Genomic DNA, 22,112 nt, shown 5'->3' with positions numbered 1-22,112 from the left:
TAATCCTGCAAATCTCATTACAATTAATACGTGATCTTCCGCGCAAAAGAAAAACAAATTTATATTTCGTGCTTTAGTTAACTATTTTTTGACATAGTATTAACATCTGCAAGGAGATAATAATATGACTCAAATAACTAAACATCCCGTTCCTGCTGAAATTGCAAAAAATGCCCTGATTACAGAACAACAGTATAACGATGAGTACCGACGTTCGATTCAAGACCCTGAAGGATTTTGGGGCGAAAAAGGAAAAATCGTTGATTGGATTAAACCATATACCCGTGTCAAAAATACCTCTTTTGACCCTGGTCATATTGATATCCGCTGGTTTGAAGATGGCACTTTAAATTTAAGTGCAAACTGCTTGGATCGCCACCTGGCTGAAAAAGGCGATCAAGTAGCGATTATTTGGGAAGGCGATGATCCTTCATCGTCAAAAAATGTCACTTACCGCGAACTGCATCATGATGTGAGCCAGTTTGCGAACGTCTTAAAGAAACAAGGCATCCGCAAAGGGGATGTCGTGGCGATTTACATGCCAATGGTCGTCGAAGCGGCGGTCGCCATGCTAGCGTGTGCACGTATTGGTGCTATCCATACAGTCATTTTTGCGGGCTTCTCTCCTGAGGCGGTCTCTGGTCGCGTTATTGACTGTAAAGCGAAGCTGATTATCACCGCAGATGAAGGCTTACGCGCAGGGCGTGCGATTCCATTGAAGAAAAATGTGGATGACGCACTAGCTAACCCGCAAGTCACTACTGTTGCGAATGTCATTGTCTACCAACGTACAGGCAATGTTCCAAGCTGGGTAGAAGGACGCGACTTATGGTGGCATGATGTCACTCAAGGCGTTAGCGCTGATTGCCCACCAGAGGAAATGAGCGCGGAAGATCCGTTGTTCATTCTGTATACCTCTGGCTCAACAGGCAAACCCAAAGGGGTTCTTCACACCACTGGCGGTTATCTGGTTTATGCCACACTCACATTTAAATATACCTTTGACTACCATCCAGGTGAAGTCTACTGGTGTACTGCGGATGTAGGCTGGGTAACGGGTCATAGCTACTTACTCTATGGGCCATTATCCAATGGCGCAAAAACCGTGATGTTTGAGGGTGTGCCAAATTACCCATCCGTTAATCGAATGAGTCAGGTCGTTGATAAGCACCAAGTCAATATTCTTTATACCGCACCAACCGCTATCCGTGCATTAATGGCGGAAGGCGACAAAGCGATTGAAGGTACCGACCGTAGTTCATTACGTATTCTTGGTTCTGTTGGCGAGCCAATTAACCCTGAAGCATGGGAATGGTTCTACAAGAAAATTGGTAACAGCCGTTGCCCTGTGGTCGATACATGGTGGCAAACCGAAACGGGTGGTTTTATGATCACGCCGCTGCCAGGCGCAACGATGTTAAAACCAGGTTCCGCTACATTACCTTTCTTTGGTGTCCGTCCTGCACTCGTGGATAACCTCGGTGAACCTATCGACGGGGCAACCGAAGGTAACTTAGTCATTGTCGATTCATGGCCAGGTCAAGCCCGTACTTTATTTGGCGATCACGAACGCTTCGAGCAAACCTATTTCTCTACCTTTAAAGGCATGTACTTTAGTGGGGATGGTGCTCGTCGTGATGAAGATGGTTATTACTGGATCACAGGCCGCGTTGACGATGTATTGAATATCTCAGGTCACCGTTTAGGAACCGCAGAGATTGAATCCGCCCTCGTCTCACATCCAAAAGTAGCAGAGGCCGCTGTGGTTGGTATCCCTCATAATATTAAAGGGCAGGCAATCTATGCCTATGTCACATTAATATCGGGAGTTGAACCCTCTCCTGAGCTGTACACCGAAGTTCGTAATTGGGTACGTAAAGAAATAGGCCCAATCGCAACGCCAGATGTTCTTCACTGGACGGATTCTTTGCCGAAAACCCGTTCTGGTAAAATCATGCGCCGTATCCTACGAAAAATTGCATCAGGGGACACCAGCAACTTTGGAGACACCTCCACGCTGGCAGATCCAGGTGTTGTCGAAAAACTACTCGAAGAAAAACAGTCTATGAGTATGTCATAACGCCAAAAGGCCAACTCATAGAGGCGGCCTTACATACATCCCAACAAGATGGTTTACTCTAAATAATTCGAGGTGCAGCTAGGCGACAAGCGAACAAATCACGAGGAGCATACATAAGTATGTGACTCGTGTGAGTGAGTGAAGTCAACAAAGCTGCAACTTGAAGTATGACGAGTATAACAGAGGAGAACTCTGATGAATGCTACTGCTTACGAAAAGGTAGAGGATAACCCTCGCTTCAAAGAACTGGTTAGAAAACGTAGTCGCTTTTCATGGTTGTTATCAGTAATAACGCTTGTCCTGTATGTTGGTTTTATTTTTCTTATCGCTTTTGACCCTAGCTGGTTAGGTACACCAATTGCGGAAGGTTCATATATCACTAGGGGGATCCCTGTGGGTGTTGGACTGATCGTCATTTCGTTTGTGTTAACTGGGCTATACGTTATCCGTGCTAATGGTGAATACGACCGTTTAACGACCGAAATTTTAAAAGAGGTAGAAAAATGAAATCTTTGCTCTCACTCATTCTCTTTTTTACCTCATCAATGGCATTTTCCGATGCATTGACAGGGGATGTTGAACGTCAGCCTGTCAATATTCAAGCTATTGTGATGTTCTTGTTGTTCGTCGGATTTACGTTATATATCACTTATTGGGCGTCGAAAAGAACGCGTTCTCGCTCTGATTACTATACAGCAGGTGGGAAAATTACAGGCTTCCAAAATGGGATGGCAATTGCTGGGGACTTTATGTCCGCCGCCTCCTTCTTAGGGATCTCTGCGCTGGTTTATACTTCTGGTTATGATGGGCTGATCTACTCAATTGGTTTCTTAATTGGCTGGCCGATCATTCTATTCTTAATTGCTGAGCGCTTACGTAATTTAGGTCGATACACTTTCGCAGACGTTGCATCCTATCGACTAAAACAAAGACCGATTCGAATTTTATCTGCAGTAGGCTCACTGGTCGTCGTCGCACTCTATCTCATTGCCCAAATGGTAGGTGCAGGTAAATTAATCGAATTATTATTCGGTCTAAATTACCATGTTGCTGTTGTGATTGTCGGTATATTGATGGTGCTATATGTCCTGTTTGGTGGAATGTTAGCGACCACATGGGTACAAATCATCAAAGCAATTTTATTATTAGCGGGTGCCACATTCATGGCAGTAATGGTCATGAAGCACGTCGGCTTTAACTTTAATACCTTATTTAAAGAAGCCGTTGCCGTTCATAAAAATGGCATTGCTATTATGAGCCCAGGAGGACTCGTTTCCGACCCAATATCTGCTTTATCACTCGGCTTAGCCTTGATGTTCGGTACGGCAGGTCTTCCTCATATTATTATGCGCTTCTTCACAGTTAGTGATGCAAAAGAAGCCCGTAAGAGCGTGTTCTATGCAACAGGATTTATCGGTTACTTCTACATATTAACCTTCATTATTGGTTTCGGTGCGATTGTCCTTGTCAGCTCAAACCCTGCATTTAAAGATGCAGCAGGCGCGCTGATTGGCGGTACCAATATGGCAGCAGTTCACCTTGCTGATGCCGTTGGTGGTAACTTCTTCCTTGGCTTTATTTCTGCAGTTGCTTTCGCCACTATCCTTGCGGTTGTTGCAGGTTTAACGCTTGCTGGTGCTTCAGCGGTATCTCATGACCTTTATGCGATGGCAATGAAGAATGGTAAAGCAGACGAAAAAGACGAATTACGCGTCTCAAAAATTACAGTCGTGATCTTAGGTTTTGTTGCAATTGGCCTAGGTATTTTGTTTGAAAAACAAAACATTGCCTTCATGGTTGGTTTGGCATTTTCCATTGCAGCCAGTTGTAACTTTCCGATTATTTTACTGTCCATGTACTGGCGCAAACTCACCACTCGCGGTGCATTAGCAGGCGGTTGGTTCGGGTTAATTACCGCGGTTGTCTTGATGATTTTAGGACCAACCATCTGGGTCAGTATCCTTCATCATGAAAAACCAATCTATCCTTATGAATACCCTGCTATTTTCTCCATGGCTGTTGCTTTCATTGCTTCATGGTTATTCTCTGTGACTGATAATTCAGAACAAGGAAAAATGGAAAGAGAACGCTTTAAAGAGCAGTTTATTCGCTCACAAATTGGTTTGGGTATCGAACAAGGTAAATCACACTAGCATCACCTAATTGCCACCCAAAACGGCTCAGAATATCGAGCCGTTTTTTTATTTAAGGCTTTAACCAGTTTAGTGGCTGTGTAAATACCATATTGTCTTTTCGCCGAAATTCAGACGGAAAGTGATTTTTAATAATATTCGCTCAAGAGCAGGTGAGATTTTACGAGACCTTTGTAAGTATAAAGGCGTTGAAATAATCGAAGGCCATCTGATGCCAGATCATGTTCATATGCTAGTCAGTATCCCCCTAAGCTAAGTGTTTCAAGCTTTATGGGGTATTTGAAGGGTAAAAGTTCATTGATGATCTTTGATAGACATGCGAATTTAAAATATCAATTTGGCAATAGGAAGTTTGGTCAGAAGGCTACTATGTAAGTACGGTAGGGCTAAATGAAGCAACAATTCAGAAGTATATCAAAGAGCAAGAAAAGCCAGATTTAATCTCAGATAAACTGAGTACGAAAGAGCATATAGACCCCTCAAGGGTAAGACAAAGTAACAAAGACACACAACTAGAAGCGTCATTTAGACGCTGTCGGTAACAAGCCTTTATAGGCCTAGAGCAAACTACCCTCTATGTAGGTGGTTATAATTTTGTCCTTACCTCTTTAAGTTTATAGCCTGAATAAAATCCATAGTAAGTTCACCAAAGCAAAAAAAATCCTTCTTTCTACATAGAGAAGAGAAGGATATTGATAATATTTAAGGACTTATTTTTGTTTTCGTTATTCGTTGTTATCTTGCGTAGTGTTGTCTTTCTACATCCGCCCAATTTTCTACAAGTGAATAAAACTCAGCCGAATTTGTTTTTCTCTCTTCTTGTAATTTTTTGAATTCTTGTTTATTTTTCGGCGTATAACGAGAAAGTAATTGGTCTAATACAACATGTTTATCTGCAAATAGGGAACCTAATTTTAGCATTTTAAACAATGCTACTGTGATAATCCCACTGATTGCTAACATACCCACAACGGACGCAAAACTATACTCAATTCCAAGGAAGCCTCTCGCAGCATTTAGCAGTAAAAAGGGTACAAAAAACATCACTAATAAAGAAAGAATCGTTGCACCATCTTGGCCATTGTTAAATTCTTTCTCTTTCTGATTATTCACAGAAAGGATTTGATCAAAAATTTTATGGTTAGCGCTTTTTGTTTTATTCATGTGATCCACCTTTGGTACAGAGGTTTTGTTTACAAGAAATACAACGCATAAGAAGGTATAACTTGCTTAGTCGGTCTATCTTTCGTATCAGAACGCGAGTTTCTTTCCTTTGAGAATTTCATTTATAAGCAAACTTCATCGATAACATGATAACTAGATACACCATTAACGACTTTGAATCAGTATAAATGCAAGTAAATGAAACATCAATTTAACAATTTTTATATAAAAAAATAAACAATTGCCTGCTTTTTTACTCAATATTCGCTCACAGAATAAGGTTTTATCATATGAGTAAAATTGATTAATATTCTTTTATTTATTGATTTTTATAGCTTTACCGTTTAAAAAATGGACATTTCTGACCTATTAATTAAAACCATAAAAACCATAAAATTGATAAATATTATATAACGGGATCAGAACAAACAAGCCAGATAATTACGTTAAGTCATTATTATTTTTAATAGATCATAATTTATCTATTACTAATGAGATAAAAAGTAGCCGTAAATGAAAGCCACCTATCTTTTAACCTACCTACTCCATAAATAGATTTATCGCTATAGCGACTATCTATGCATAGACGCAATCAATTGAATGGTAAAAAGCAGAATAAAAGCGTGGGAACAATAAGCAATGTGATAACCCCTGTTAATTGCTAAGCCGATTATTGATTAACGATGATAAAAAGAGTTATAGATAACAAATTAATTGCTAAGTGAACTACTGATTGGCTTATAACTAGCTGACGAGGGGCTTTGTCGCTTCATCTCCATACTTTACCAGCGTTGAAAAAGACAGAGCCAACAATAGGAATCCCCGCTAATCTTTATCGAATCCACTTACGCAGCACAGTATCATCAAAAAACACGTTAATTGCTGAGTGGATTATTGATTAACTTATGGCTTTTGAGTCTCTTCCTCTTTCAACCATAAAAATAGCGGGCAGAGTAAACAAAGCGAAGCATACCGAACGACTCAACCACCGTAAACTGCGTCATTTTTATTTCCCCAAACGCAAAAAAGCCACCCAATGGGTGGCTTTTTCACTAATTTAATGTCTGGCAGTTCCCTACTCTCACATGGGGAGACCCCACACTACCATCGGCGCTACGGCGTTTCACTGCTGAGTTCGGCATGGGGTCAGGTGGGACCACCGCGCTATTGCCGCCAGACAAATTCGGTTTGTTCGCGTTTAGCTCAACACACTTTCGGTATCTTGCTAAACCCAAACTTCAATCTTGAACAAGCTGCTGTGTCCTTCACCTTTCGGCTTCTCACTCACATTCGAAAACTATCTCGTCTCTCTAAAACACCTTCGGTGTTGTCAGGTTAAGCCTCACGGTTCATTAGTATTGGTTAGCTCAACGTATCGCTACGCTTACACACCCAACCTATCAACGTCTTAGTCTTAAACGTTCCTTTAGGACCCTTAAAGGGTCAGGGAAGACTCATCTCAAGGCAAGTTTCCCGCTTAGATGCTTTCAGCGGTTATCTTTTCCGCACTTAGCTACCGGGCAATGCCATTGGCATGACAACCCGAACACCAGTGGTGCGTCCACTCCGGTCCTCTCGTACTAGGAGCAGCCCCTTTCAATCTTCCAACGCCCACGGCAGATAGGGACCGAACTGTCTCACGACGTTCTAAACCCAGCTCGCGTACCACTTTAAACGGCGAACAGCCGTACCCTTGGGACCTACTTCAGCCCCAGGATGTGATGAGCCGACATCGAGGTGCCAAACACCGCCGTCGATATGAACTCTTGGGCGGTATCAGCCTGTTATCCCCGGAGTACCTTTTATCCGTTGAGCGATGGCCCTTCCATTCAGAACCACCGGATCACTAAGACCTACTTTCGTACCTGCTCGAGCCGTCACTCTCGCAGTCAAGCTGGCTTATGCCTTTGCACTAACCGCATGATGTCCGACCATGCTTAGCCAACCTTCGTGCTCCTCCGTTACTCTTTGGGAGGAGACCGCCCCAGTCAAACTACCCACCAGACACTGTCCGCACCCCGGATAACGGGGCAACGTTAGAACATCAAACATTAAAGGGTGGTATTTCAAGGTTGGCTCCACGCAGACTGGCGTCCACGCTTCAAAGCCTCCCACCTATCCTACACATCAAGGCTCAATGTTCAGTGTCAAGCTATAGTAAAGGTTCACGGGGTCTTTCCGTCTTGCCGCGGGTACACTGCATCTTCACAGCGAGTTCAATTTCACTGAGTCTCGGGTGGAGACAGCCTGGCCATCATTACGCCATTCGTGCAGGTCGGAACTTACCCGACAAGGAATTTCGCTACCTTAGGACCGTTATAGTTACGGCCGCCGTTTACTGGGGCTTCGATCAAGAGCTTCTCCTTACGGATAACCCCATCAATTAACCTTCCAGCACCGGGCAGGCGTCACACCGTATACGTCCACTTTCGTGTTTGCACAGTGCTGTGTTTTTAATAAACAGTTGCAGCCAGCTGGTATCTGCGACTGGCTTCAGCTCCATGGGTAAACCACTTCACCTAATGCCAGCGTGCCTTCTCCCGAAGTTACGGCACCATTTTGCCTAGTTCCTTCACCCGAGTTCTCTCAAGCGCCTGAGTATTCTCTACCTGACCACCTGTGTCGGTTTGGGGTACGATTAATGATAATCTAGAGCTTAGAGGCTTTTCCTGGAAGCGGGGTATGAGCTACTTCGCCACCGTAGTGACTCGTCATCAGACCTCAGCATATAGTGAACCGGATTTGCCTAATTCACCTGCCTACATCCTTAAACCGGGACAACCGTCGCCCGGCCAGCCTAACCTTCTCCGTCCCCCCATCGCAATTATCACCAGTACGGGAATATTAACCCGTTTCCCATCGACTACGCATTTCTGCCTCGCCTTAGGGGTCGACTCACCCTGCCCCGATTAACGTTGGACAGGAACCCTTGGTCTTCCGGCGTGCGGGTTTTTCACCCGCATTATCGTTACTTATGTCAGCATTCGCACTTCTGATACCTCCAGCATACCTCACAGTACACCTTCACAGGCTTACAGAACGCTCCCCTACCCAACAACATCTAAATGTCGCTGCCGCAGCTTCGGTGCATAGTTTAGCCCCGTTACATCTTCCGCGCAGGCCGACTCGACCAGTGAGCTATTACGCTTTCTTTAAATGATGGCTGCTTCTAAGCCAACATCCTGGCTGTCTGAGCCTTCCCACTTCGTTTCCCACTTAACTATGACTTTGGGACCTTAGCTGGCGGTCTGGGTTGTTTCCCTCTTCACGACGAACGTTAGCACCCGCCGTGTGTCTCCCGTGATAACATTCTTCGGTATTCGTAGTTTGCATCGAGTTGGTAAGTCGGGATGACCCCCTAGTCGAAACAGTGCTCTACCCCCGAAGATGAGTTCACGAGGCGCTACCTAAATAGCTTTCGGGGAGAACCAGCTATCTCCCGGTTTGATTGGCCTTTCACCCCCAGCCACAAGTCATCCGCTAATTTTTCAACATTAGTCGGTTCGGTCCTCCAGTTAGTGTTACCCAACCTTCAACCTGCCCATGGCTAGATCACCGGGTTTCGGGTCTATACCCTGCAACTCATTCGCCCAGTTAAGACTCGGTTTCCCTACGGCTCCCCTATACGGTTAACCTTGCTACAGAATATAAGTCGCTGACCCATTATACAAAAGGTACGCAGTCACACCCTAAAGGGTGCTCCCACTGCTTGTACGTACACGGTTTCAGGTTCTATTTCACTCCCCTCGCCGGGGTTCTTTTCGCCTTTCCCTCACGGTACTGGTTCACTATCGGTCAATCAGGAGTATTTAGCCTTGGAGGATGGTCCCCCCATATTCAGACAGGATAACACGTGTCCCGCCCTACTCGTCGAGTTCACAACACTAACACCTTCGGATACGGGGCTATCACCCTTTACTGCCAGCCTTTCCAGACTGTTCTCCTGATGCTAATGCTGATTAAGACTCTGGGCTGCTCCCCGTTCGCTCGCCGCTACTAGGGGAATCTCGGTTGATTTCTTTTCCTCGAGGTACTGAGATGTTTCAGTTCCCTCGGTTCGCCTCGTTTGACTATGTATTCATCAAACGATAGTGCAACGAATTGCACTGGGTTTCCCCATTCGGATATCGTCGGTTATAACGGTTCATATCACCTTACCGACGCTTTTCGCAGATTAGCACGTCCTTCATCGCCTCTGATTGCCTAGGCATCCACCGTGTACGCTTAGTCGCTTAACCTCACAACCCGAAGGTGTCTTCTGATAACGAGTGACTGTGCTTCATGATTTCGGCGTTAGTCCGTGCGCGCAATGCTCACGTACCTTAAGTACGCTGCGCTTGCTGTGCGCGGGCTGCCTTGAACTCATTTCGCTCGTCGACTCGATAGGTCAAAATACACTATTCAAGTTGAGATTTTTGAGAGACTCTCACATTGTTTAAGCGATAAACAATGTGCGTTGTTTTCAATTTTCAGCTTGTTCCAGATTGTTAAAGAGCATAATTGTTAAACCAACTATTTGCATAATTGGCTTAATCATTATTGGGGACATCGTCTTTCACTCGATATCGGCGCAATTGGCGTCCCCTAGGGGATTCGAACCCCTGTTACCGCCGTGAAAGGGCGGTGTCCTAGGCCTCTAGACGAAGGGGACACGAAAATCACAAAAACTTTTTGCGCTTTTCATGTAAGCCCTATTCTTGCGAATAAGTCTCCCACGTATAGCCTATTGCTCTACTTTCTATCAGACAATCTGTGTGAGCACTTCACAAAAACACTTCAATGGTAAGGAGGTGATCCAACCGCAGGTTCCCCTACGGTTACCTTGTTACGACTTCACCCCAGTCATGAATCACAAAGTGGTAAGCGCCCTCCCGAAGGTTAAGCTACCTACTTCTTTTGCAACCCACTCCCATGGTGTGACGGGCGGTGTGTACAAGGCCCGGGAACGTATTCACCGTAGCATTCTGATCTACGATTACTAGCGATTCCGACTTCATGGAGTCGAGTTGCAGACTCCAATCCGGACTACGACGTACTTTATGAGTTCCGCTTGCTCTCGCGAGGTCGCTTCTCTTTGTATACGCCATTGTAGCACGTGTGTAGCCCTACTCGTAAGGGCCATGATGACTTGACGTCATCCCCACCTTCCTCCGGTTTATCACCGGCAGTCTCCTTTGAGTTCCCGACCGAATCGCTGGCAACAAAGGATAAGGGTTGCGCTCGTTGCGGGACTTAACCCAACATTTCACAACACGAGCTGACGACAGCCATGCAGCACCTGTCTCAGAGTTCCCGAAGGCACCAAAGCATCTCTGCTAAATTCTCTGGATGTCAAGAGTAGGTAAGGTTCTTCGCGTTGCATCGAATTAAACCACATGCTCCACCGCTTGTGCGGGCCCCCGTCAATTCATTTGAGTTTTAACCTTGCGGCCGTACTCCCCAGGCGGTCGATTTAACGCGTTAGCTCCGAAAGCCACTCCTCAAGGGAACAACCTTCAAATCGACATCGTTTACAGCGTGGACTACCAGGGTATCTAATCCTGTTTGCTCCCCACGCTTTCGCACCTGAGCGTCAGTCTTTGTCCAGGGGGCCGCCTTCGCCACCGGTATTCCTCCACATCTCTACGCATTTCACCGCTACACATGGAATTCTACCCCCCTCTACAAGACTCTAGCTGACCAGTCTTAGATGCCATTCCCAGGTTAAGCCCGGGGATTTCACATCTAACTTAATCAACCGCCTGCGTGCGCTTTACGCCCAGTAATTCCGATTAACGCTTGCACCCTCCGTATTACCGCGGCTGCTGGCACGGAGTTAGCCGGTGCTTCTTCTGTCGGTAACGTCAATCGTTGATGATATTAGCATCAACGCCTTCCTCCCGACTGAAAGTACTTTACAACCCTAGGGCCTTCTTCATACACGCGGCATGGCTGCATCAGGCTTGCGCCCATTGTGCAATATTCCCCACTGCTGCCTCCCGTAGGAGTCTGGGCCGTGTCTCAGTCCCAGTGTGGCTGATCATCCTCTCAGACCAGCTAGGGATCGTCGCCTAGGTGAGCCATTACCTCACCTACTAGCTAATCCCATATGGGTTCATCCGATAGCGCAAGGACCGAAGTTCCCCTGCTTTGCTCCTTAGAGATTATGCGGTATTAGCTACCGTTTCCAGTAGTTATCCCCCTCTATCGGGCAGATCCCCATACATTACTCACCCGTCCGCCGCTCGTCAGCGGGAAGCAAGCTTCCCCTGTTACCGCTCGACTTGCATGTGTTAGGCCTGCCGCCAGCGTTCAATCTGAGCCATGATCAAACTCTTCAATTAAAAAGCTTGATGCTCAAAGAATGTTTACTGTCGTATGTCTTCTTACGAAAACATATTACCTATTAGTTCATATATATGAATTAACGTGTTAGTCACTCTTCAAGACTTAAAATCAAATATTTTTTTGATAGTGTCCTGTGAGTGCCCACACAGATTGTCTGATAAATTGTTAAAGAGCGTTGCAGCATTTCGTCGTGAAATTTGACCTTCTGGGTCGTTGCTGCGAGGAGGCGTATAATACGTTTTCCTCCGTGAGAGTCAAGCAATTTTTTGCTTTTTCTTTTCAGAATCTCTCGCTGCCGTTTCAGTGTTCACCGCGCTTTGCGTTGTCTTGTTCCCGGTCAGTGGATGCGCATTATAGGGAGTCAGAAAAATCTGGCAACCCCTTTTTTGCATTTTTTTTTCGTTCGCGTTTTTTTTAGCCAAAAAAGAAGTTATAAGCTAAATTGCACCCGATGATTGACTATTTCAGCAGCAATTTGTCCTTTACTCACGTAATATAGATATCCAAGAAATAAGATTTGAGATGAATTATGGAATTAAGTAAGCAACAAACGGCTTCGCAAAAAAATCGTTCTTATATTATTGCAGAAAATCTGGGCCAACAGATTTTAACAAGTGCCTATTTGCCCGATTCCATTTTACCAAGTGAATTAGAGTTATCAGAAAAGTACCAAGCCAGCCGAACTGCAATAAGAGAAGCCATCAAAATATTAGCTGCTAAAGGCATGGTATTAGCACGTCCTAAAATAGGAACTCGTGTTATGCCCTCATCAAATTGGAATTTTTTGGATCAAGATTTATTAACTTGGTGGGCAAATAGCGAAGAACAATCCGTTGTGATTAAACATTTCAAAATTGTTCGCCTCGCAATTGAACCCCAAGCTTGTTATCTTGCAGCTATACATGCAACACCCGAACAGAAGCAATCTTTACAGCTTTTAGCGAATGAAATGTTGTTACTCGCAAAAGAGTTCGATAGAGAACGTTGGGTAAAAGTGGATTACTATTTTCATTTAACAATTTATAAAGCCTGTGCAAACCCTTTTCTAATCTCTTTTGCTAATTTATTTCGTTCTATTTATCAACGTTATTTTGATGTCATTACTGACAATGAAGTTATCGAAGTTGATATCCACCAGCAATTAGCGAATGCCATTATCCAAGGTCAAAGTGCCAAAGCTCTCGATTTTTGCTATAAGCTATTAACAGTGAACGAAAAATAACCTAACAAGATAACTTATCCCAGCGGGCTTTAACTTTTTAGATAGGTACTCGATGTTCAAAACAGCCAAAAATATGTCTGGCCTTCCATGGATTGCGGCAATGGCCTTTTTCATGCAGGCGCTTGATGCCACTATTTTGAATACGGCTTTACCTGATATTGCGAAAAGCCTTCATCATTCACCCCTTGCAATGCAATCTGCCGTTGTTAGCTATACATTGACGGTTGCATTGCTAATTCCTATTAGTGGATGGTTTGCTGATCGGTTTGGTACTCGCCGTATCTTTATTTTAGCCGTTTCATTATTTTCTTTCGGTTCTTTACTTTGCGCCCTTTCCCCATCATTGAATTTTTTAGTGACTTCCCGAGTTATTCAAGGAATTGGTGGTGCAATGATGATGCCCGTTGCTCGATTAGCATTAATAAGGGCGTATCCACGTAGTGAGTTATTACCGATATTAAACTTTGTGACCATCCCAGGATTAGTCGGACCAATATTAGGTCCACTGTTAGGTGGTATATTGGTTACTTATGCCACATGGCATTGGATATTCATTATTAATATTCCTATTGGTGTTTTAGGTATTTTTTATGCTCTAAAACACATGCCTGATTTTAAAATGCCAAAACGAAAATTTGATACGCTCGGATTTTTATTATTTGGTTTTGGTTTAGTCATGCTTTCCGTTAGCTTGGATTTATTTGGCGATAAAGCGCTACCTGCATCTATTCCTGCAGCGATTACTGTTGGCGGTTTTCTTTTCTTATTATTGTATGTTTTCCATGCAAGACGTATTAAGCATGCAATCATCCCATTAAATTTATTTAAAACTCGAACATTTTCGATTGGTATCAGCGGTAATATTGCTACGCGTCTAGGTACAGGCAGTATTCCATTTTTAATGCCATTAATGCTACAAGTTGGATTTGGTTATGAAGCGGTTGTCGCTGGAATGATGATGGCACCATTGGCTTTTGGCTCAATAATAGCAAAATCAGGGGTCACAAAAATCCTCACTAAATATGGATACCGTAATACGTTATTTGTGATCACTGTAATTATTGGGTTAATGATTGCCCAGTTCTCATTGCAATCCCCGAGTATGTCTATTTATTTATTAGTTGTGCCATTATTCATATTAGGAATGGTCATGTCAGTTCAGTTTACTGCGATGAATACCATTTGCTTAGCAGATTTAACAGACAATAATGCAAGCGCAGGAAATAGTATGTTAGCCGTCACCCAACAACTATCCATTAGTTTTGGCATTGCCGTGAGTGCCGCGATATTGAATTTCTATGATGGCCAACCTAATAGTAATACCGTGGATAATTTCCACTATACCTTTATTACTATTGGTGTGGTTACACTGGTTTCCGCTTTTGTCTTCTTATTATTAAGTAAAACCGATGGTGATAACTTAATTAAAGGAAAAACCAAAAAAGCTAAGAATTCACCTTCTTAACAGACTGGCGCTCGATAAGCTCAGGGGTGAGTACTAACACACTGGTCTCTGCCTCTGGGTTATCCATTCGATAAATCAGTTGATTAACAGCTTGTTGCCCTAACTCATCTTTTGGTTGATGAATGGTTGTTAATGGTGGGATCATATAAGAAGAAAGATCGATATCATCATAACCGACAATCGAAATATCATCAGGCACTTTCATCCCCTTTTGGAATATTGCCTGATAAGCCCCAACTGCCATGGCATCATTACCCGCGAAAATAGCTTGAGGTGGGATAGGTAATTCAAGTAATGCATTCATTGACTCAAAACCACCAGCGAATTCAAAATCACTGAAAATCAGATAATCTTCATCAATTTTAATGCCGGCGTCATTCATAGCTTGAATAAAACCTTGGTGACGGGCTCTTGCTGGTGATTTATCTTGCGGCCCTGCAATGCAAGCAATACGAGTGAACCCTGCATTAATTAAGTAGCGAGTAGCCATTTCGCCCCCTAAAAATGAGTTATCTTGGATAACATCACCGCCAGATTCAAATGGCGACCAGTCCATCATTACCGTCGGTACCGCAGGATAACGAGCCAGTACCTCTTTTGATGGCCCTTGAACTTCAGTACACATGATCAATAACCCATCTACCCGCTTTTGTAATAGGGTCTCTAAACTATGATTCATCCGTTGAAGGTCACCTTCTGTGTTGCACAAAATCAAGCTATAACCACGCTCGTAGCAACTCCGTTCTACACCTCGCACCACTTCCGCATAAAATGGGTTGTTACTGGTTGTTAGCAACATTCCAATTGTATTCGTGCGATTCATTTTTAAGCTTCTCGCCAATGCCGAAGGGGCGTAATTTAGCTCTTCAATTGCATTTTTAACGCGCAGAGTAATACTCTCACTAACGTAGCGATTTTGATTGATAACGTGAGAGACGGTGGATGTCGACACCCCCGCAAGGCGTGCCACATCTTTCATTGTTGCCACAAGTTAATCCTATTGAGCTAAAAATTGGTCAATTTCTTTGCGCCATGGAACTGAAGGCTGAGCACCTGGGCGCGTTACTGCTATCGCCGCCGCCGCATGGGCAAAAATAATAGCATCTTCATCAGCCTTACCTTCTAGTAAAGCGGTAACGTATGCCCCATTGAATGTATCACCTGCCGCAATAGTATCCACTGCTTTTACGCGAAACCCCGCAATTATTTTACCTTGTACGCCTTTTTCACTATACCAAACCCCGCGAGCCCCTAAAGTAATCATCACTTTACTGATCCCTTTTTGGTGTAATACTTCTGCCGCTGCTTGGGCACCTTGGTCATCATTAACGGCAATCCCCGTTAAATGTTCCGCTTCCGTTTCATTCGGGGTGATAATATCCACCAGCGTTAGTAATGAGTCTGGTAATGATTGCGCTGGAGCTGGGTTTAAAATGACTTGAGTATTGTTTTTCTTTGCAATTTCAGCAGCCATCTGAACAGTTTCAATCGGTGATTCAAGCTGCATTAAGACGGCATCTGCCTCAATAATTTTTTGCTGATATTGTGCAAGTCTCTGCGTTGTTAGTTGCGCATTGGCACCCGCATTGATACCAATGATGTTTTCCCCTTGTTGATTGACATAAATCAGAGCAACACCTGTCGTTTCCTCTTTAATCGCATCAATGCATTCCGTTTTAATATTATCGAGATGAAGCTGTTTTTTTATACTTGCACCGATATCGTCATCACCCACACAGGCTATAAAGGTTATGTCAGCACCACTACGACCAGCAGCTACAGCTTGGTTTGCACCTTTTCCACCAAAGGCAACTTGGTAACTGTCGCCACGAACAGTTTCACCTGGCTGTGGGAATTGCTTAACATTCAAAATATGATCAGCATTAATACTACCTAGAACTACCAGTTTTGCTGTACCCATAACATTTATATCCTTTTTATTGTGACTTTATAACCACAAAACCAATAAACCGCCGCAAATGCTGTCGCGGCGGTTACTTTATCTTATTGTTTTACCACTAATTCCAATTCAACAGGAACAGTTGCTTCAACTTTTTCGCCTTTTAAGACTTTATCGGCAATCTGCACGCCGACAATACCAATTTGATCAGGACGCTGTGCGATTGTTGCGCCTAATTTACCGCCTTCTACGGCTTTAATGCCATCATTCGTGCCATCGAATCCTACAACTAAAACATCAGTACGACCCGCAGTTTGCAGTGCTCTTAATGCTCCCAGTGCCATTTCGTCATTTTGAGCAAAGACGGCTTGAACCGCTGGGTGTGCAGTAAGCAGGTTTTGCATGACGTTAAGGCCTTTGGTTCTGTCGAAGTCCGCAGGCTGACTCGCCAGTAAATTAAATTTGTGCTCTTTCGCACCCGTATTAAAGCCTTCACCACGTTCACGCGCGGCTGAAGTACCTGAAATTCCTTCTAGTTGAATAACTTTGGCTTCGCTACCTGTTTTTTGTGCAATATAATCCGCCGCCATTTTACCGCCCATACGGTTATCTGAAGCAACGTGACTGACTACCTCACCTTTATTCGCAGCTCTATCTAAGGTAATGACAGGGATTTTTGCTTTGTTTGCCATTAAGATAGAGTTACCCACTGCATCAGAATCTGTTGGGTTGATTAGCATCAATTTAGTTCCACGAACCGTTAAGTCCTGAACGTTTGCCAATTCTTTGGCAGGATTATCTTGTGAATCTAAGACAATCAGTTCATAGCCCAGTCTGTCCGCTTCTTTTTGTGCACTATCTTTCATCGTGACAAAGAAAGGGTTGTTCAATGTTGAAATCACTAACGCAATACTGTCTTTTGCCATCGCATTAACACTAACGGTTGCACTCAGTGCAACAGCTGATAACAATGTAGCTAATTTATTCAGTTTCATAATCGTTTTCCTGTAGGGTTATTTTTTATTATCAACAAGTACCGCAAGTAAGATGACGACCGCTTTGACAATCATCTGATAGTTAGACGAAATACCTAATAAGTTTAAGCCATTGTTTAAGAAACCTAGGATCAATGCACCAATCAACGTGCCGACAATACGCCCTTTTCCGCCTGCAAGGCTTGTACCACCGAGTACAACCGCTGCGATAGCATCCAATTCATACCCATTACCTGCCATGGGTTGAGCCGATGACAAACGTGCAACTTCAATCACACTTGCCAGTGCCGCCAGTAAACCACATAAGGCATACACAATAATTTTGATGCGATCGACGTTAATGCCTGATAAGCGAGTTGCTGCTTCATTGCCACCTAGCGCATAGATATAACGGCCTAATCGAGTGTGATGCAACATGTACCATGCCGCAGCAAAAACAATGATCATTAACCAAACTGGGGTAGGAATACCTAATGGACGACCAATACCAAACCAACCAAATAAATCTGCATTATCACTAAAACCTGTATTAATTGGGCTTCCATCGGTATACACACGAGTAACACCGCGCAATAAAAGCATCATCACTAATGTTGCAATAAAGGCTTGAACTTTCCCTTTCGCGACAATGACCCCAGTGCATGCACCAATAGCCGCGCCAAGTGCTAGAGCGCCAGCAACAGCAACTAAAGCATTAACTTCAGCGCCCACCATTGATGCGGCGACTGCGCCAGTCAGTGCAAGTAATGAGCCCACCGACAGGTCAATCCCTGACGTTAAGATAACCAACGTCATGCCTACCGCCATAATGGCGTTCACTGACGTTTGCTGCAAAATATTGAATAGGTTATTCACCGTAAAAAAATTAGGGCTTAATGTTGATACGATAGCAATTAAGACTAATAGCGCAATTAACGATTTTTGCTCCATTAGCCAAGCTTTGCTGAACCAGCGTTTTGATGATGCAGTTGTTGAACTCATACTGATAACTCCTGAACTGAGCCGTAATTTTTACCCACTGCGGCAGCCATTAAGGCTTCCTGAGTCGCGTCTTTGGCTGTGAACTCACCGCTGATATGACCTTCGTGCATCACCAATATGCGGTCACTCATTCCAATCACTTCAGGCATTTCTGAAGACACTAAAATGATGCTCAGCCCTTCTTTCTTAAATTGGTTAATTAGCTGATAAATTTCTTTTTTTGCCCCCACATCAACACCACGCGTTGGTTCATCAAGGATCAACACCTTTGGTCTAGTCATCAATCCTCGGGCGATAGCCACTTTTTGTTGATTTCCGCCAGAAAGGTTGCCAATGATTTGGTCCATTGATGGGGTTTTTATATTGAATAACCTAATGAAATCACTGACCGTTTGTTGCTCTTCACCATGTTTCAGGCTTCCACCTGCACGGCTGAAATATCGTAATGCCGTTAATGACATATTTTCCTTAACTGACATGCCTAGGACTAAACCGTCCCGTTTACGGTCTTCAGAAATATAAACAATGCCATTATTAAGGCCATCTTGCGGGGTTTTTAACGTGATAGGTTTACCATCAAGGCTGATAGTGCCTGCTTTCTTTGGTGCGGCGCCATAGATGATTTTCATTAATTCTGTACGACCTGCTCCCATCAAGCCTGAAACGCCTAAAATTTCACCACTTTTCAAAATAAAACTGGCGCTTGTTACTCCAGGGCCTGAAACACTTTCGAGCTGTAAACGAGTATCGCCTGCTTGAACATCTACGCGTGGGTATTGGTCTTCAAGTTTTCTTCCCACCATCATTTCAATCAGTTTTTCTTCTTCTAATTCGCTAACGGGTTTTTCGCCAATAAACTGGCCATCGCGAAAAACAGTCACATCATCGCAAATTTCAAAAATTTCTTTTAAACGGTGAGAGATATAAACAATACCGCAGCCTTGTGCTTTTAAGTCTTCAATAACGCGAAATAATGATTCAGTTTCCGTATCAGTGAGCGCATCTGTCGGCTCATCCATGATGATCACTTGGGATTGAAAGCTGAGAACCTTGGCAATTTCCACCATTTGTTGCTCACCAATAGAAAGCTCTGCAATGGTTTGGTGGCTATCATAATCAAGGTTAAGACGTTTTAGCAGTTTGTCCGATTCACTGAACATTTTTTTCCAGTCTATTTTGCCAAACGCACTGACAAACTCGCGTCCAAGGAAAATGTTTTCTGCAATAGTCAGCTCAGGGATCAGGTTTAATTCTTGGTGAATAATACCAATACCCGCTTCTTGGGAACTTTTAGGCCCATTAAACGCCACTTCTTTGCCAAGAAAGCGAATTTTACCTGCGTCTTTTTGATAGATCCCCGTAAGCACTTTCATCATGGTTGATTTGCCAGCCCCATTTTCCCCCACCAGCGCCATGACTTTTCCAGGATAGACATTTAATGTCGCACCACTGAGCGCTTTCACACCTGGAAATGATTTATCGATACCGATAAGTTCTAATAAAGGTTGCATAGTCACCTCAGAAAGTCACACCAGAACAAAGGATTATATTAGCAAATGGCGAACATTCCCCTGTTCTAATGACCGCTTTGCTGTCATGCGTCAGCTGTTTAAAGCGCTCATGACTACAATAGATAATTTCGATTTGATTGCCTTGCACAGTTTGTAGGTCATTCAAATGCGTTAAAATTGCCGTTTCCATGGTGGGATTCATCGCGCTAATTTCTTCAGCAATAATGGCTTTTTCTACCTGCATTTCTTGCGTAACGACCCGCAAAACAGCCATGAAATCGGGTAATCCTTGCGTTATTGCTAAATCAATCCGCTCAGGCCCTGTTGAAATGGGCAAACCTGCATCTGCCAGTGTGATTTGATCTGTATGACCTAATTTAGCAATCACTGAGGTAATATTGGCATTAAGCAGAACACCTTTTTTCATTTTTTCACCGCCATTCCTGATAAGCGAAACGTTTCGCTCACCTAATCATAGTTTAGATGAGTCACAACTCAATATTGATGATTGATATTTGTGATCGGTATCGAAACGTTTCGTTGGCGTTAAAGAAATAAAAAAGGATAACTAATTGAATAGTTTATAGCTGAATCGTTTCTATTGATTCATAAATAAACACACAAAAAAACATTCACAAACAATCAAAAACCCTTAAACACAATTATTGATAATAAATGCCATTGAATTTCATTTTCCCCCTAATTTATGTTGGTATATCAACTGTAATTTAAGATAAGTTGAATTATTTATCTTTAATAGTTGCAACAAGGAATAAAAAATGAATATGACATCGTCAATAAAATCAGTTAATCCAGCAACAAACAAAGTAGAAAAGATTTATGAAGAAATGAGTGCGGAGCAAGTCGATACAATTCTCACCAAAGCAGATACCGCCTACCTGACTTGGAAAAAAACCTCATTTACAGAGCGAGCGGCAATTTTACATAACATAGCAAAAGTTATGCGAGATAAAAAAGAACTTCTCGGAAAAATATGTACAACAGAAATGGGAAAGCTATTAAGTGAGTCAATAAGCGAAGTTGAATTATGCGCAAATATTTTTGACTACTATGCAAATGAAGGAAGCCGTTTATTAGCGGATAAAGAAATTGATGTTAAACACGGAAAAGCCTTCTTAACTTATGAACCAATCGGAGTACTCCTGACGGTTCAACCATGGAATTTCCCGTTTTATCAAATAACTCGAACAGCTGCCGCTAATTTAATGGCAGGAAATACCATTGTTTTAAAACATGCTTCAAATATTCCTCAATGTGCTGAAATGATGGAAAAAATATTTATTGAAGCAGGACTACCGGATGGGGTTTACAACAATTTATTCATTCCTGGCTCAAAAGTTTCTGCTCTTGTTTCAGATGAACGAGTCAAAGCCGTATCTTTAACAGGTAGTAAACCTGCAGGTTCCAATTTTGCCTCTGAAGCCAGTAAAGCAATAAAAAAATCAACCCTTGAGCTAGGAGGAAGTGATGCTTTTATTGTGCTAGCTGATGCAGATATTGATAGCGCGGTTGCATCAGCGACTGCTGGCCGTCTATGGAATGCAGGGCAGGTTTGTGTTTCACCAAAACGTATTATTGTATTAGAAAACGTTGCGAAAGAATTTATCGCAAAAGCAAAAGCAATCTATGAAAAAATTATTGTGGGTGATCCAATGGACCCAGCCACGCAACTTGCTCCATTAAGTAGTGAAAAAGCGGTGAATGAAGTTGTTCATCAAGTTGAAGTAGCCGTAAAAGAGGGAGCAACACTGGTATTTGGAGGTAAGCGATTAGATCGTGAAGGGGCATTTATGCAACCCACAATACTGACAGATATAAAACCGAATATGAAAGCGTATTATGAAGAAATATTTGGCCCAGTTCTTTGTATTTATGCTGTAAAAAATATAGATGAAGCCATTCAATTAGCTAACGCGACTGAATTTGGTTTAGGTGGAACTGTCTTTGGTAAAAATGAAGCTGAAGCGATAAAAGTGGCTCGCCAAATAGTTTCAGGGATGGTTTATATCAATCATCCGACAGGAATTGCCCCGGAACTCCCCTTCGGTGGAACTAAGCTTTCTGGTTATGGTCGAGAACAATCACTTGCGGGAATTCGTGAGTTTGTGAATGAAAAATTAATTCGGGTTACCACGCCAGATGCACCTTATTAATCATTTTTAATCTTCAGTTAGGGCTCATGTTTTTTATAGACATGAGCCCTAGCCTATTCAAATCAGCCTTATTCCTACTCAGATTTTCTCGCCTTAATACTGCTACACACGATTTAAATCAAATAACACAAAAGAAAAAT

13 protein-coding genes, 1 tRNA gene, 3 rRNA genes and 1 pseudogene are annotated in these 22,112 nt (G+C 43.1%); 7 read left to right on the top strand and 11 right to left on the bottom strand.

Going from position 1 to position 22,112, the window contains the following annotated elements:
• The first annotated feature begins 124 nt into the window (after window positions 1–124).
• From acs to tnpA, 4 genes and pseudogenes are all read left to right on the top strand, one after another.
• Complete coding sequence (gene acs, locus ACE2AL_RS00315; RefSeq protein WP_272538843.1) at window positions 125–2,080, top strand: acetate--CoA ligase; 1,956 nt, start codon at window positions 125–127, stop codon at window positions 2,078–2,080.
• A 195-nt stretch (window positions 2,081–2,275) separates the two neighbouring features.
• Entirely contained in the window at window positions 2,276–2,587 is a 312-nt protein-coding gene (locus ACE2AL_RS00310; protein WP_206085219.1) for a DUF485 domain-containing protein, read from the top strand.
• Complete coding sequence (actP, locus tag ACE2AL_RS00305; protein ID WP_206085220.1) at window positions 2,584–4,233, top strand: cation/acetate symporter ActP; 1,650 nt, start codon at window positions 2,584–2,586, stop codon at window positions 4,231–4,233. The genes ACE2AL_RS00310 and actP overlap by 4 nt, the downstream gene beginning before the upstream one ends.
• Window positions 4,234–4,309: 76 nt before the next feature.
• Window positions 4,310–4,775, top strand: a pseudogene (gene tnpA, locus ACE2AL_RS00300) (IS200/IS605 family transposase).
• A gap of 193 nt (window positions 4,776–4,968) precedes the next feature.
• Here the strand turns inward: tnpA and ACE2AL_RS00295 are convergent.
• From ACE2AL_RS00295 to ACE2AL_RS00275, 5 genes are all read right to left on the bottom strand, one after another.
• The gene (locus tag ACE2AL_RS00295; RefSeq protein WP_375083818.1) at window positions 4,969–5,397 is read right to left on the bottom strand and encodes a hypothetical protein; all 429 of its coding nucleotides are present in this window, start codon (window positions 5,395–5,397) and stop codon (window positions 4,969–4,971) included.
• 1,062 nt (window positions 5,398–6,459) lie between these two features.
• Window positions 6,460–6,575 (bottom strand): 5S ribosomal RNA (gene rrf, locus ACE2AL_RS00290).
• 153 nt (window positions 6,576–6,728) lie between these two features.
• Window positions 6,729–9,635: ribosomal RNA gene (locus ACE2AL_RS00285) — 23S ribosomal RNA — on the bottom strand.
• A 337-nt stretch (window positions 9,636–9,972) separates the two neighbouring features.
• Window positions 9,973–10,048: transfer RNA gene (locus ACE2AL_RS00280), tRNA-Glu, on the bottom strand.
• Window positions 10,049–10,180: 132 nt separating this feature from the next.
• Window positions 10,181–11,720: ribosomal RNA gene (locus ACE2AL_RS00275) — 16S ribosomal RNA — on the bottom strand.
• Together the 16S, 23S and 5S rRNA genes with 1 tRNA gene alongside form the textbook arrangement of a ribosomal RNA operon.
• Before the next feature lie 533 nt (window positions 11,721–12,253).
• Between ACE2AL_RS00275 and ACE2AL_RS00270 the strand changes: the two genes are divergently transcribed.
• Window positions 12,254–12,946, top strand: coding sequence for a FadR/GntR family transcriptional regulator (locus tag ACE2AL_RS00270; RefSeq protein WP_375083817.1), 693 nt, complete (start codon window positions 12,254–12,256; stop codon window positions 12,944–12,946).
• Window positions 12,947–12,998: 52 nt separating this feature from the next.
• Window positions 12,999–14,411: a multidrug transporter subunit MdtD gene (mdtD, locus tag ACE2AL_RS00265; RefSeq protein WP_375083816.1), complete on the top strand. Its 1,413-nt coding sequence runs from the start codon at window positions 12,999–13,001 to the stop codon at window positions 14,409–14,411.
• On the opposite strand, the gene rbsR is transcribed toward mdtD, so the two are convergent.
• The 6 genes from rbsR to rbsD all read right to left on the bottom strand — a co-directional run bounded on the left by rbsR (window position 14,392) and on the right by rbsD (window position 20,225).
• On the bottom strand, window positions 14,392–15,399 hold the full coding sequence (rbsR, locus tag ACE2AL_RS00260) for a ribose operon transcriptional repressor RbsR (RefSeq protein WP_371007462.1): 1,008 nt from the start codon (window positions 15,397–15,399) through the stop codon (window positions 14,392–14,394). The two genes, mdtD and rbsR, sit on opposite strands and share 20 nt — an antisense overlap.
• 9 nt (window positions 15,400–15,408) lie before the next feature.
• Window positions 15,409–16,332, bottom strand: coding sequence for a ribokinase (rbsK, locus tag ACE2AL_RS00255; RefSeq protein WP_206085484.1), 924 nt, complete (start codon window positions 16,330–16,332; stop codon window positions 15,409–15,411).
• Window positions 16,333–16,415: 83 nt separating this feature from the next.
• Complete coding sequence (gene rbsB, locus ACE2AL_RS00250) at window positions 16,416–17,306, bottom strand: ribose ABC transporter substrate-binding protein RbsB (protein ID WP_206085485.1); 891 nt, start codon at window positions 17,304–17,306, stop codon at window positions 16,416–16,418.
• Between the two features lie 18 nt (window positions 17,307–17,324).
• Window positions 17,325–18,287, bottom strand: a complete 963-nt coding sequence (gene rbsC, locus ACE2AL_RS00245; RefSeq protein ID WP_047756542.1) for a ribose ABC transporter permease — start codon at window positions 18,285–18,287, stop codon at window positions 17,325–17,327.
• The gene (gene rbsA, locus ACE2AL_RS00240) at window positions 18,284–19,798 is read right to left on the bottom strand and encodes a ribose ABC transporter ATP-binding protein RbsA (RefSeq protein WP_206085487.1); all 1,515 of its coding nucleotides are present in this window, start codon (window positions 19,796–19,798) and stop codon (window positions 18,284–18,286) included. Before rbsA ends, rbsC begins: the two co-directional genes overlap by 4 nt.
• Before the next feature lie 7 nt (window positions 19,799–19,805).
• The gene (rbsD, locus tag ACE2AL_RS00235; RefSeq protein ID WP_206085496.1) at window positions 19,806–20,225 is read right to left on the bottom strand and encodes a D-ribose pyranase; all 420 of its coding nucleotides are present in this window, start codon (window positions 20,223–20,225) and stop codon (window positions 19,806–19,808) included.
• Window positions 20,226–20,577: 352 nt separating this feature from the next.
• Between rbsD and ACE2AL_RS00230 the strand changes: the two genes are divergently transcribed.
• Entirely contained in the window at window positions 20,578–21,972 is a 1,395-nt protein-coding gene (locus ACE2AL_RS00230) for an NAD-dependent succinate-semialdehyde dehydrogenase (protein ID WP_206085498.1), read from the top strand.
• Window positions 21,973–22,112: the final 140 nt, after the last annotated feature.

The sequence above is a fragment of the Providencia xihuensis genome (genome assembly GCF_041953405.1).
In the GTDB taxonomy this organism is placed as follows: Bacteria; Pseudomonadota; Gammaproteobacteria; order Enterobacterales; family Enterobacteriaceae; genus Providencia; species Providencia vermicola.
This window is presented reverse-complemented; position numbering and strand designations above follow the sequence as displayed.

Coding starts and splice junctions, on each gene's coding strand:
- rbsK (WP_206085484.1), bottom strand. CDS start 16,332: ATGGGTACAGCAAAACTGGTAGTTCTAGGTAGTATTAATGCTGATCAT.
- rbsA (WP_206085487.1), bottom strand. CDS start 19,798: ATGCAACCTTTATTAGAACTTATCGGTATCGATAAATCATTTCCAGGT.
- ACE2AL_RS00295 (WP_375083818.1), bottom strand. CDS start 5,397: ATGAATAAAACAAAAAGCGCTAACCATAAAATTTTTGATCAAATCCTT.
- rbsC (WP_047756542.1), bottom strand. CDS start 18,287: ATGAGTTCAACAACTGCATCATCAAAACGCTGGTTCAGCAAAGCTTGG.
- ACE2AL_RS00310 (WP_206085219.1), top strand. CDS start 2,276: ATGAATGCTACTGCTTACGAAAAGGTAGAGGATAACCCTCGCTTCAAA.
- rbsB (WP_206085485.1), bottom strand. CDS start 17,306: ATGAAACTGAATAAATTAGCTACATTGTTATCAGCTGTTGCACTGAGT.
- actP (WP_206085220.1), top strand. CDS start 2,584: ATGAAATCTTTGCTCTCACTCATTCTCTTTTTTACCTCATCAATGGCA.
- acs (WP_272538843.1), top strand. CDS start 125: ATGACTCAAATAACTAAACATCCCGTTCCTGCTGAAATTGCAAAAAAT.
- rbsD (WP_206085496.1), bottom strand. CDS start 20,225: ATGAAAAAAGGTGTTCTGCTTAATGCCAATATTACCTCAGTGATTGCT.
- ACE2AL_RS00230 (WP_206085498.1), top strand. CDS start 20,578: ATGAATATGACATCGTCAATAAAATCAGTTAATCCAGCAACAAACAAA.
- ACE2AL_RS00270 (WP_375083817.1), top strand. CDS start 12,254: ATGGAATTAAGTAAGCAACAAACGGCTTCGCAAAAAAATCGTTCTTAT.
- mdtD (WP_375083816.1), top strand. CDS start 12,999: ATGTTCAAAACAGCCAAAAATATGTCTGGCCTTCCATGGATTGCGGCA.